13 protein-coding genes are annotated in these 11,604 nt (G+C 67.9%); 1 reads left to right on the top strand and 12 read right to left on the bottom strand.

The window, feature by feature from the left end; all coding sequences use genetic code 11:
* Positions 1 to 19 precede the first annotated feature (19 nt).
* The 7 genes from EV147_RS12260 to EV147_RS12290 form a co-directional block, all read right to left on the bottom strand.
* A complete protein-coding gene (locus tag EV147_RS12260) occupies positions 20 to 1,021 on the bottom strand; it encodes a transketolase family protein (RefSeq protein ID WP_130391459.1) in 1,002 nt (333 codons plus the stop codon).
* Positions 1,018 to 1,863 (bottom strand): transketolase, encoded by an 846-nt coding sequence (locus tag EV147_RS12265; protein WP_130391460.1) that lies wholly within the window; start codon positions 1,861 to 1,863, stop codon positions 1,018 to 1,020. The genes EV147_RS12260 and EV147_RS12265 overlap by 4 nt, the downstream gene beginning before the upstream one ends.
* A 35-nt stretch (positions 1,864 to 1,898) precedes the next feature.
* Positions 1,899 to 3,230, bottom strand: a complete 1,332-nt coding sequence (locus EV147_RS12270) for an MFS transporter (RefSeq protein ID WP_130391461.1) — start codon at positions 3,228 to 3,230, stop codon at positions 1,899 to 1,901.
* A gap of 76 nt (positions 3,231 to 3,306) precedes the next feature.
* On the bottom strand, positions 3,307 to 4,056 hold the full coding sequence (locus EV147_RS12275) for an SDR family NAD(P)-dependent oxidoreductase (protein ID WP_130391462.1): 750 nt from the start codon (positions 4,054 to 4,056) through the stop codon (positions 3,307 to 3,309).
* A gap of 144 nt (positions 4,057 to 4,200) precedes the next feature.
* Positions 4,201 to 5,103: a LysR substrate-binding domain-containing protein gene (locus tag EV147_RS12280; RefSeq protein ID WP_130391463.1), complete on the bottom strand. Its 903-nt coding sequence runs from the start codon at positions 5,101 to 5,103 to the stop codon at positions 4,201 to 4,203.
* Between the two features lie 60 nt (positions 5,104 to 5,163).
* Entirely contained in the window at positions 5,164 to 6,072 is a 909-nt protein-coding gene (locus tag EV147_RS12285; RefSeq protein WP_130391464.1) for a ketopantoate reductase family protein, read from the bottom strand.
* A 72-nt stretch (positions 6,073 to 6,144) separates the two neighbouring features.
* A complete protein-coding gene (locus tag EV147_RS12290; protein WP_130391465.1) occupies positions 6,145 to 6,924 on the bottom strand; it encodes an alpha/beta fold hydrolase in 780 nt (259 codons plus the stop codon).
* A gap of 260 nt (positions 6,925 to 7,184) precedes the next feature.
* On the opposite strand from EV147_RS12290, the gene EV147_RS12295 reads away from it, so the two are divergent.
* Positions 7,185 to 7,919 carry an IclR family transcriptional regulator gene (locus tag EV147_RS12295; RefSeq protein WP_130391466.1) on the top strand — a complete coding sequence of 245 codons (735 nt, stop codon included), beginning with the start codon at positions 7,185 to 7,187 and terminating at the stop codon, positions 7,917 to 7,919.
* Here the strand turns inward: EV147_RS12295 and EV147_RS12300 are convergent.
* The 5 genes from EV147_RS12300 to EV147_RS12320 all read right to left on the bottom strand — a co-directional run bounded on the left by EV147_RS12300 (position 7,916) and on the right by EV147_RS12320 (position 11,603).
* Positions 7,916 to 8,611, bottom strand: a complete 696-nt coding sequence (locus tag EV147_RS12300; protein WP_130391467.1) for a 4'-phosphopantetheinyl transferase family protein — start codon at positions 8,609 to 8,611, stop codon at positions 7,916 to 7,918. The two genes, EV147_RS12295 and EV147_RS12300, sit on opposite strands and share 4 nt — an antisense overlap.
* Positions 8,612 to 8,648: 37 nt before the next feature.
* Entirely contained in the window at positions 8,649 to 9,101 is a 453-nt protein-coding gene (locus tag EV147_RS12305) for an excinuclease ATPase subunit (protein ID WP_130391468.1), read from the bottom strand.
* 68 nt (positions 9,102 to 9,169) lie between these two features.
* Positions 9,170 to 10,399 (bottom strand): beta-ketoacyl-ACP synthase, encoded by a 1,230-nt coding sequence (locus tag EV147_RS12310; protein ID WP_130391469.1) that lies wholly within the window; start codon positions 10,397 to 10,399, stop codon positions 9,170 to 9,172.
* A complete protein-coding gene (gene fabG / locus EV147_RS12315) occupies positions 10,396 to 11,127 on the bottom strand; it encodes a 3-oxoacyl-ACP reductase FabG (protein WP_130391470.1) in 732 nt (243 codons plus the stop codon). Before fabG ends, EV147_RS12310 begins: the two co-directional genes overlap by 4 nt.
* On the bottom strand, positions 11,124 to 11,603 hold the full coding sequence (locus tag EV147_RS12320) for an ApeP family dehydratase (protein WP_130391471.1): 480 nt from the start codon (positions 11,601 to 11,603) through the stop codon (positions 11,124 to 11,126). Before EV147_RS12320 ends, fabG begins: the two co-directional genes overlap by 4 nt.
* Position 11,604 lies beyond the last annotated feature (1 nt).

Raw genomic sequence — 11,604 nt, forward strand, 5'->3', positions numbered from 1 at the left:
CCGCGGGCGCGGCCCCGCCCTACAGCCAACCCTTGATGCTGCCCGCCATCCGTTCGGCGGAGATGCCGTAGCGGTCGTGGAGCGTTGGCAACGCGCCGGCGTCGAGGAAGGCGTCGGGCAGGCCGATCTGGCGGAACGGCACCGCCACCCCCTCGCGCATCAGCGTCGCGGCCACCGCCTCGGTCAGGCCGCCAATCACGGTATGGTTCTCGGCCACGACTACCAGCCGACCGGAACGGCGCGCCTCGCGCACGATGGTCTCGGTGTCCAGCGGTTTGATGGTTGGCACGTGCAGCACCGCCACGCCGATGCGGTCAGCCTCCAGCGCCTTGGCGACTTCGAGCGCCCGCATCGTCATGATGCCCGACGCGATCACCAGTACGTCGGCGCCGTCGCGCAGCAGCTTGGCCTTGCCGAGTTCGAACTTGTAGCCGTACTCGTCGAGCACCACCGGCACATTGCCGCGCAGCAGCCGGGCGTAGACCGGTCCCTTGTGTGCGGCAATGGCGGGGACCATCTGCTCGATGTCGAGCGCGTCGCACGGATCGATCACTGTCATGTTCGGCATGGCGCGCATCAGCGCCAGGTCCTCGGCGGCCTGGTGGCTCGGTCCGTAGCCGGTGGTCAGCCCGGGCAAGGCACAGACGATCTTCACGTCGAGGTTGTCCTCGGCAATGGTCTGGTGCATGAAGTCGTAGGCGCGGCGCGTGGCGAACACGGCGTAGGTGGTCACGAATGGCACCGCGCCCTCGTGCGCCAGCCCGGCGGCGGCTCCCATCAGCAGTTGCTCCGCCATGCCCATCTGGTAATAGCGCTCCGGGTAGGCCTTGGCGAAGATGTGGAGGTCGGTATATTTGCCGAGATCGGCCGTCATGCCGACAACGTCCGGGCGTTCGGCCGCCAGCGCCGTCAAGGCGTGGCCAAACGGGGCGGCGCGCGTGGCCTGCCCTTCCCCTGCAATCGAGGCGATCATCGCCGAGGTCTTGAGGCGGGTCTTCCCGCTGGTGGCGGCGTTGCTCATGCTTGTCTCCCGGCTTCCAGCGCCTGCAGCGCCAGTTGCCATTCGTGGGCTTCCACCCGGATGAAGTGATTCTTCTCGCGCTGTTCGAGGAATGGCACGCCGCAGCCCATGCGCGTATCGCAGACGATGATGCGCGGTCGGGCGCCCCGGTGGGCGCGGGCGTTGTCGAAGGCGGCAGCCACGGCATCGATATCGTTGCCGTCCACGCGTTGCACGTACCAGCCGAACGCTTCCAGCTTCGGCACGAGCGGCTCGAACGCCATGATCTGCGTCGAAGGGCCGTCGGCCTGCTGGTTGTTGACGTCGACCATGGCGATCAGGTTGTCGAGCTTCCAGTGGCTGGCCGACATCAGGCCCTCCCAGATCGCGCCTTCGTCAAGTTCGCCGTCCGAGAACAGCGTATAGACGAAGGCGTCGGAGCCCTTGCGCTTCAGGCCCAGGCAGCGGCCCACCGCAATGGTGAGGCCCTGGCCCAGCGAGCCGCCCGACATCTCCATGCCCGGCGTGTAGCTGGCCATCCCGGACATCGGCAGCCGGCTGTCGTCGCTGCCGTAGGTTTCGAGTTCCTCGGCCGGCAGGATGCCGGCCTCCAGCAGTGCCGCGTAGAGGGCAATCGCGTAGTGCCCGTTGGACAGCAGGAAGCGGTCGCGCGCCTCCCATGCAGGGTCCTCGGGCCGGTACTTCATGGCGCCGAAGTACGCCACGGCAAGCACATCGGCGATATCGAGCGCCTGCCCCACGTAGCCCTGCCCCTGCACTTCGCCCATCAGGATGGCGTTGCGCCGGATGCGGTAGGCGCGCTCGGCCAGCGAGACGGGCGCCTCGAGATTGGTTCGACTCATGATGACTCCAGATTGGATGCGTTGAATACCTTGGATCAGCGGTTGACGGCCTTGGCCGGCACCAGGAAGACCAGCAGCGCACCAAGCACGACTGTGGCCGAGATGAACATCAGGCCCGCCGTGGACTTGCCGGTCAGGTCATTGAGCCAGCCGACGATGGCTGGCGAGAAGAAGCCTGCCAGGTTGGCCACGCAGTTCACGGCGGCAATCCCCGCGGCGGCCGACATCCCGCCCAGCAGTGCCGTGGGCAACGACCAGAACTGCGACGACGAAGCCATGATGCCGGCGGCGGCCACGGACAGGCAGACGATGGCCGCCGGCACACTGCCGAGCAGCGGCAGCGTGGCAAAGCCCACGGCGGCCACCAGCATCGGCACCGCCAGATGGAAGCGGCGCTCGCGGCGGTGGTCGGCGGAACGGCCCACCAGCGGCAGTGCGACGATGGCGCAGAGGTACGGCACCGCAGTCAGCACGCCCACCCACAGCGGATCGGCCACGCCGGCCTTGCGGATGATGGTCGGCAGCCAGAAGGTCAGGCCGTACTGGCCCAGCACCACGCAGAAGTAAATGGCCGCCATCAGCCACAGGCGCCGGTCGGCCATGAAGGCGCGGATCGACACGTGCTGCACCTTCTGCGCGTTATCGCCCTCCACGTTGCGCAGCAGCAGCGCCTTTTCCTGGTCGGTCAGCCACTTCGCGTCCTTGATGCCGTTATCGAGGTAGAACAGGATCGCCACGCCCAGCACCAGCGACGGCACGGCCTCGATCAGGAACAGCCACTTCCAGCCAGCCAGGTCATGTGCGCCATGGAAAGCGTGCATGATCCAGCCCGACAGTGGCCCGCCCACCATGCCGGCGAGCGGAATTGCCATGAAGAACATCGACAGGGCCTTGGCGCGCCGCTCCGACGGGAACCAGTACGTCATGTAGAGGATCACGCCCGGCGCAAAGCCCGCTTCGGCCACGCCCAGCAGGAAGCGCAGCACATAGAACTGCGTGGGCGTGCTGACAAAGGCGAAGCCGGCCGAGATGACGGCCCAGGTCAGCATGATGCGCGCCAGCCAGTTGCGGGCGCCTACCTTGTGGAGGATGACGTTGCTGGGCACCTCGAAGATGAAGTAGCCGAGGAAGAAGATGCCGGCGCCCAGGCCGTAGACCGTCTCGCTGAACTGGAGGTCGCTGAGCATCTGCAGCTTGGCAAAGCCTACGTTCACGCGGTCCAGGTAGGCACCGAGGTAGCACAGCATCAGGAACGGGATCAGCCGGCGTACGACCTTGCCGTAAGTGCGCGACTCGAAGCTCGCCGCATCGGCGCGAGGCCCCGCCACGTCGGCGGCAATGGCCGACGCTGCATATTTGGTCTTCATGGTTGTCTCCTGCCGGTGCCCCGGGTGGTCCCGGGTGCGTTGACATGGTATGGCGGCCGCAACCGGCCGTGGGACTTCAGTGGATCAGCATGCCGCCGTTCACGTCGAGCGTGATGCCCGTGAGGTACGAGGACAGGTCGCTGACCAGGAACAGGCACGCGTTGGCCACGTCGCCGGCATCGCCAAGCCGCCCCAGTGGAATGCCCTTGATGATGTCGGCGCGCATGTCGGGCGTGAGCTTGTCGCCGGTGATGTCAGTCTGGATCAGCCCCGGCGTCACCGAGTTCACGCGGATCCGGTCACCGCCGAACTCGCGCGCCATGGCCTTGGCCAGGCCCAGTACACCGGCCTTGGCCGCGCTGTAGTGGGGACCGCCGAAGATGCCGCCGCCGCGCTGCGCGGACACCGACGACATGCAGACGATGCTGCCGTGCTTCTGCTCCTTCATCTGCGGAAGGACCGCCTGCGACATGTAGAGCGTGCCGCGCAGGTTCACGTCGACCACGGCGTCGAAGTTGGCGGCACCGATGTCCAGCGTGCGTACCGGCTGCGTGATGCCGGCATTGTTGACGAGCCCGTCGATGCGGCCGTAGCGCTCGATCACCGCCTGTGCCACGGCATCGCACGATGCCTTGTTCGTCACATCACAGCGCAGGCCCAGATGGCCTTCCCCCAGTTCGGCGGCAGCGGCCTGCGCCGCGTCGAGCTGCAGGTCCACGATGACGACCCGAGCGCCCTGCCCCGCCAGCGCCCGGGCGGTGGCCTTGCCAATTCCGCGCGGTGAAGCGGCTCCGGTGACGATGACTACCTTGTTCTCGACCAGCATCGCATGTCTCCTTGTTTCTGCGTTGTGTGGATGGGTCGAGTTTTGTCTCTGGAAGGCTCCCGATCAATGCAGTCGGCCTCAACTATGGTTGAGAAATTTTCAGCGATCGACACGCTCGGGTCAGTGGAAACCCGAGGTATCCGCTCAGGAGGGCTGACCCTCGTGCGGCCGGTTGACCTCGCGCGAGAGCCAGGTGAGGAAGCGTTCCACGCGCGGCAGGTCGGCGTTTTGCGCCGGATACACGACGTGGTGTCCGGCCACTTCCACGCCGTACTGGCCTTCGAAGACCGGTACCAGCGCGCCCTTCTGGAGCAGCACCGAAGCCAGCAACGAGCTTTCCAGCGCCACGCCAAGACCCAGCGCCGCCGTCTCCAGCGACATGTACGAACGGTCGAACGAGAAGTCGAAGGATTTCTGCGCCCCCGGGATGCCGAAGCGGGCGAACCACTGCTGCCAGCGCACCAGCGGCGTCTCGGAGTTGATCAACCGGCGTTGCAGCAGGTCGAGGGGGTCGCGCACCGGGTGATTGCGCAGGTATTCGGGCGAGGCGAGCGGCAGGATGCGCTCGTGCCGCAGCGTCCTGACCTCGAGGTCGCGCCAGTGCGCGTGCCCGTGCCGTACGTCCACATCGTAGAAGCCGGCCGTGAACGAAATATCCTCGTAGGAGCAGGAAAGATTGAGCTGGATGTCGCCGTTGTCGGCCTGGAACGACTGCAGCCGCGGCAACAGCCACATCAGGCCGAAACTGGGGCTGGTATGGACGCGCAGGATATCGATGCCGGACGGATTCGCCGCGCGCTCGGTGGCACGGTTCAGTTGCGCCAGCACGCCGGTCACCTCGTGCACGTACTGCTCGCCCACCGGCGTGAGCACCAGGCCCCGGCCCTGGCGAAAGAACAGCGACTGCCCGATCGCCTCCTCCAGGTTCGCTACCTGGTGGCTGACGGCCGACGCGGTCAACCCAAGTTCCTCGGCGGCCTTGCTGACGCTTTTGTTCCGGGCAACGCTTTCGAAGGCAACGATGGCCTTCATGGGCGGGATACGCATGGATTGGGCTGGGGCGCGGTTGGCAATGCCCTATTATGCAGCGCCCGCCCGGCGCCACGCTCAGCCGCCGCTGACGCCCCGCCCCTTCTCCAACAGTTCCACCAGCGCCACCACCACCTGGTTGGCCGGGGTATCGATCCCCAGCGCCGCGCCCCGGCGCACGATCTCGCCGTTGAGCGAGGCAATCTCGCTGGGGCGTCCCTGCGCGAAGTCCTGCGCCATCGACGATTGCTGGCCCAACGGGATCGTGCCGCGAATATGGTCCACCTGGCTGGCGGCGTCGCTGGCAATCGTCACCCCTTCGGCGCGGGCCACGGCCAGGCATTCGGCCACGATGGCGGTCATTGCCGCGTTGGCGGACGGCACGTCGCGGATCTGGCCGTACGGCAGTTGCACGATAGCCGACATTGCGTTGTAGGCGCAGTTCAGGATCAGCTTGCCCCAGAGCGCGGCGCCGACATCGGGCGAAGCCACGGTCGGCACGCCGGCATGGCTGAACACCTTTGCCACGATCTGGCTGCCCGGGGCCATGCCGATGATCAGGTCGCCGCGCCCGTGGTGGCGCAGGTGTCCCGGGCCGGCCATCTCGCTCGCCACGTAGACCGCCGCGGCAATCACGGGCCGCTCCAGAGCCGCCTCCAGCCGGGCGGCGTTGTCGATGCCGTTCTGCAGCGAGACGACCAGCGCGTCAGGCCGCAGGTAGGGCAGCATCTGCCGCGCCGCGTCTTCGGTGTCCACTGACTTGACGCAGACCAGCACGATATCGGCATCTGCCACGGCGGCGGGATCGGTGGTGGCGCCGATGTCCACGCGCATGTCGAACGCCCTGGACTCGAAACGCAGCCCCTCGGCCTGGATCACATCGACATGCCGTTTCCGGCCAACGAGGACCACCTCCTCGCCCGCCTTCGCCAGCATGCCGCCGAAAAAACAGCCCACGGCGCCTGCGCCAATTACCGCGATCAACATGTCTTGCCTCCAGCCGGTGAAACCGGGACACCGCCTCGGCTGACGTCCCGTAAAACGTACTGCCTCGCCAGCCTACTGGCGCTGCACGGTCTGCACCGCGTCAAGGATGACCTTGGCCACATCGGCCGGGCGCGATTGCTGCGGCACGTGGCTGGTTGGCAGTTCGGTGACCTTGGCGCCGATCTTGCGCGCCATCTCGCGCTCCAGCGCCGGCTGGATCATGCGGTCGTTCGACCCCACGATGAACCACGACGGGCGCGTCTGCCAGGCGGCCACGGTGGTCTTCTCGCCGAACGCCTTCGACTGGATCGGACCCTGCGTGGCGGCCATCACGCGTGCCTGCGCGGGCGGCACATCCTGCGCGAAGTCGGCGGCCAACGCCTCCGGCGGCAGCGACAGGTAGCCGTCCTTGTCGGCCACGAGCTTGCCGATGCCGGGCGAAGGCGGGTAGTTCTTGCCGATCTCGCCAGTCGCCTGGCCCGCATCGGGAGCGAACGCGTTGACATAGACCAGCGCGGCCACCTTGTCGTTGGCGCCCGCCTCGGTAATCACGGTACCGCCCCACGAGTGCCCTACCAGCACGACCTTGCCCGACTGGTTGTCGATGGCGCGGCGCGTGGCGGCCACGTCGCCGGCCAGCGATTCGAGACCGTTCTGCACGGCCTGCACGTGCACGCCCCTGGCCTGCAGCAGCGGAATGACCTTGGCCCAGTCCGAGCCATCGGCGAACGCGCCGTGCACGATCACCACCGACGGCAGCGACTTGTCGGCAGCCGGGGCAGCCGACGCGGCGCCCGTTGCGGTCAGGCCCAGGGCCGCGATGGCCAGCGAGGCAAACGTTCGTTTCAGCATGACGATCCTTTCAGTGGAGGGTGCGGGCGGTTGTCGCCCTGCCATGGCTGTATTGGACGGCGCCGACGTATCGGATCCATGTGGCGAAAACGGGAATCGGTATGCGGACGTATCGGGGGCGCGACTGGATACAGAACGATACAAAGCACGCGGCGCCCGGGAGCGGCGTGCTACAGTCCGGCCACCACCCGCCACTGACCGGAACCGCCCTTTCCACGCCCATGCCCGAGCGTCAAGACTCCCCTGCCAGGCCCGCCTCCATGAACGTCAAGACCGCGTTGCGCGTGATCGAGATCATCGAGACCTTCGCGCGGGAGCGGCGGGCGCTGTCGCTGTCCGAACTGGCCCGGCTGCTGGCGGTGCCGGCGTCGAGTTGCCATGCGTTGATCCGGACGCTGACCTCGCTGGGCTACCTCTACGAAACCGCGCGCCGGCAGGGCTATTACCCGACCGGGCGGCTGCTGGCGATGGCGCAGCAGATCGCCCGCCATGATCCCGTGCTCGACCGCGTGCACGGCACCATGAGCGAGCTGCGCGACGCCACTGGCGAAACCATCGTCATCGGCAAGCTGCACGAAGGCGTGGCCGTGGTCTATCTCGATGTCATGGAATCGCCCCACGCCATCCGCTATATCGCCACGGCCGGCGAGCGCCGCGAGTTGCATGCCAACTCCATCGGCAAGGCGCTGCTGGGCGCGATGGAAGATGCCGAGCGCGGCGCGGTGCTGCCGCAACTGGCGTTCCAGCCGTTCACGCCGCGCACGCTGACCACGCCGGCCACGCTGGAGTCCGACCTGCAGGCGGCCCGCGCCCGGGGTGCGTATGTGAACCTGAGCGAGTCGATGCCCGATGTGGGTGCACTGGCGTGGCCCGTGCGGCTGTCGGGCGAGTGCTATGCGATTTCGATTGCCGGGCCGATCTACCGGATCGAGCCTCATCTGGAGCGCTACGCGGCCATCCTGCGCGCGGCCTGCGCCTCGCTGGAAAAGACCTAGCCGACCGTTTCGCGCGCTTCGAGCCGCCAGCCCTGCGCGTCGGGCAGGTCCACTTCATCGACCGGCGCGGCGGCGGCCAGCGCCAGCACGGCGTCCTTGCGGCGCCATGTGAGTCCGTTGGCACTGGCCAGCGGTGCCGGCACGGCCTCGACCAGATTTCCCATCATCGTCGGGAACAGGCTGCCGCCGTGGCACTTGATCCAGGCTTCCTTGAGCGTCCAGAGCTGGAAGAACGCCACCATGCGCGCCTCGGCGTCGGACTGGTCGAGCAGCGCCGGCAGCGCGGCGCGCTCGGCGTCGGTGGTGGTCGCCTCGATCAGCGTACCAAGGTGCTGGCGAGGCTGCAGCGCCTCGATATCGACGCCCACCGGCATGTCGGACACCGCGCAGGCCAGGTGATCGCCCGAGTGGGCGATCGACACGAAGATCGGCATGCCCACGGCCCCGCCGGTGTGGGTGGCAACCGGCGGCGCGTCCTCGGCGGCCGACAGCAGCCACTCGGAGGCATCGCCGCCGAGCGTTACCGCCAGCAGCCGCCGCGCCAGCCAGCGGCCGGCGGCAAACTGCTCGGCCCGCTGCTGTGCCCGCATCTGCGCCAGGCGCGCCAGTTCCTCCGGCGACATCCACCGGCTGACGGGCGGCGCCATGGCAGCGAAGGCCATGACCGATCCGGTACGCAGGGCGAGCGGCATGGGTGACGGTTCGTTCGGCTGCCTCGGCTTGCCTGCCTTAGTTGGCCACGCGGGCATAGGTGCCCTTCAGCGTCACGCCCACCACCACGGCGCCGGCGTGGCACTCGTACTCGGTGGGGTTCGCGTTGGTGTCTTTCTTGTAGTAGCTCACCATGTCCACCACGGCGTTGGCGCCGAGCGACTTGGCCTTGTCCTGGAACGCGATCAGAGCCGACAGCGCGGCCCAGCGGCAGGCTTCCTCGTCGCTCTTGCCCACGCCGTTGGTCTTCTTGTTCGAGACGTCGCTGTCCTTCGTTTCGAGCACCTTGGGGGTCTTGGCGCCCGACAGGAAGAACTGCACCGAGCCGTCGAGCTTTTCCTTGGCCTCGGGCATTTCCAGCACGCCGGCCAGCGGCAGCATGTACTTGGTGTCGCGGGCGGCGGCCGGGGCCGAGAGCAGGGCGGCGGCGCAGGCCACGGCGGCCAGCGGAGCGAGGTGAGCGAATTTCATTGACCTTCCTTTTTCTGGTTGTAAATCGGGTTCTTGAAAAGCGACGGTACGACGGAAAACAAGACCGCTTATTCGGTCCAGCGGCGGAACACCAGCGAGGTATTGATGCCGCCGAACGCGAAATTGTTGCTCATGACATGGTCGGTGTCGATCCGGCGCCCTGCACCGACGATGTAGTCCAGCGCCGCACAGCGCGGATCAGGTTCGGTCAGGTTCACGGTCGGCGCGAACCAGCCGTCGCGCATCATCTCGATCGTCATCCAGGCTTCCAGCGCGCCGCAGGCCCCCAGCGTATGGCCCATGTAGCTCTTGAGCGAGCTGACCGGCACCTGCCCGCCCAGCACCTCGTACGTGGCATGGGATTCCGCCACGTCGCCGTGGTCGGTGGCGGTGCCGTGGGCGTTGACGTAGCCGATGGCCGAGGGCGGCAGGCCGGCATCCTCGAGCGCCAGCCGCATGGCTTCGGCCATGGTGGGCGCCTGGGGCTGGGTGACATGGGCGCCGTCGCTGTTGGTGCCATAGCCCACGATCTCGGCCAGGATGCGCGCGCCGCGCGCCCGGGCGTGCTCCAGTTCCTCCAGCACCAGCGTGCCGGCGCCCTCGCCCAGCACCAGGCCGTCGCGGTTGGCGTCGAACGGACGCGGCGTGGTCTGCGGCGCGTCGTTGCGCGTGCTGGTGGCGAACAGCGTGTCGAACACCGCCGCCTCGGTGGCGTCCAGTTCCTCGGCCCCGCCGGCCAGCATCGCCAGCTGGCGGCCCATGCGGATCGTCTCGAACGCGTAGCCGATGCCATGGCTGCCCGACGTGCACGCGCTCGACGTGGTCAGGATGCGCCCCGTGATGCCGAAGAACACGCCGATATTGACCGCCGTGGTGTGGGGCATCATGCGGATGTAGGTGGTGGCGCTGATGTCCTCGGTGGTGCGCTCGTTCATCATGCGCCCGAAATCCTGCACCGCTGACGGCGTGCCCGTGGACGAACCGTAGGCGATGCCGAGCTTGCCCCCGGTCACCAGCGCGCTGCCGGCCAGCCCGGCGTCGGCCAGCGCGGCCTCGCTCGCCATCACGGCCATCAGCGAGACGCGGCCCATCGAGCGGGTCAGCTTGCGCGTGTAGTGCGGCGGCAGCGCGAAGGGCGGCACCGGCGCGCCCAGGCGTGTGTTGAGCCCCCGGATATCGTCCCATTCGGACATGTGCACCACGGCATTGCGCCCGCTGGCCAGGCGCTCGCGCACGGTGGCCCAGTCATTGCCCAGGGCGCTGACCGCGCCCGCGCCGGTTACGACAACCCGCTTCATCCGAACATCCCCCCGTTCACCGAAATCACCTGCCGTGTAATGTAGCCGGCATCCGGCGAGAGCAGGAAGGCCACCGTGGCAGCCACCTCGTCCGGCGTACCCATGCGGCGCGCCGGTATCATCTTCAGCGCCTCTTCGCGCACGTGTTCTTCCACCATCTCTGTGTCGATCAGGCCCGGCGCCACGCAGTTCACCGTGATCTGGCGCTTGGCCAGTTCGATCGCCAGCGCCTTGGTGGCGCCGATGATGCCCGCCTTGGCCGCGCTGTAGTTGGCCTGGCCGCGGTTGCCGACCAGCCCCGACACCGACGACAGCGTGACGATCCGCCCCGGCTGGCGCCGCTGCACGAGCGGCATGACCAGCGGGTTCAGCACGTTGTAGAACGCGTCGAGGTTGGTATGCACCACCTCGTCCCATTCCTCGCCCGTCATGGCCGGGAACGCGGCGTCGCGGGCGATGCCGGCGTTGCAGACCACGCCGTAGTAGCAGCCGTGCCTCTCCACATCGGCCAGCAGCGCCTCGGCGGCCGCGTCGCGGCGCGCGATGTCGAAGGCCAGCACGCGGGCGTTGCGGCCGAAGGCGCGCACGGCGTCGGCCACCGATTCGGCCTCGTCGCGGCGCGCACGGCAGTGCACCACCACGTCGTAGCCGTCACGCGCCAGCCGCAGCGCAATGGCACGGCCAATGCCGCGCGAGGACCCCGTGACCAGCACGGTCTTGTTCGTCATGCTTGCTGCCCCTGGAGAAAAGCCTCCGCGTCGGCAGGCTGGAAAACGGAAACATTGGCGCGCGCCACCTCGCGGCCATCTAGCGCCAGCGTGCAGGCGAACATGCCCAGGCCGTTGTCGCCCACCAGTTCGGCCTGCACGGCGATCGTCAGCACGCTGCCCACCGGAAACGCCGCCACGTCGCACGCATAGCGGCGCGAACCGAGCAGGAAGCCGATGCCGGGGCCCTGCCCGGCAGCGCGGCCCTTCACGCCGGCCCAGGCGGCGATGGTCTGGGCCATGTACTCGATGCCCACCCAGCCCGGCATGCCATCGTCGCCGACGAACAACTGCGTGGCGCGCACCGTGGCCCGCGCCACGCAGCGCTCGGCGTCGGCCTGCACCAGTTCGTCGATCAGGCGCATCGCGCCCGCATGCGGCACCACCTCGCCCACGGGCGGCAGCGGTAACTTCGATATCGGTTCGGTTGTCGTCATC

It is taken from the genome of Cupriavidus agavae, assembly GCF_004217045.1.
Classification (GTDB): Bacteria; Pseudomonadota; Gammaproteobacteria; order Burkholderiales; family Burkholderiaceae; genus Cupriavidus; species Cupriavidus agavae.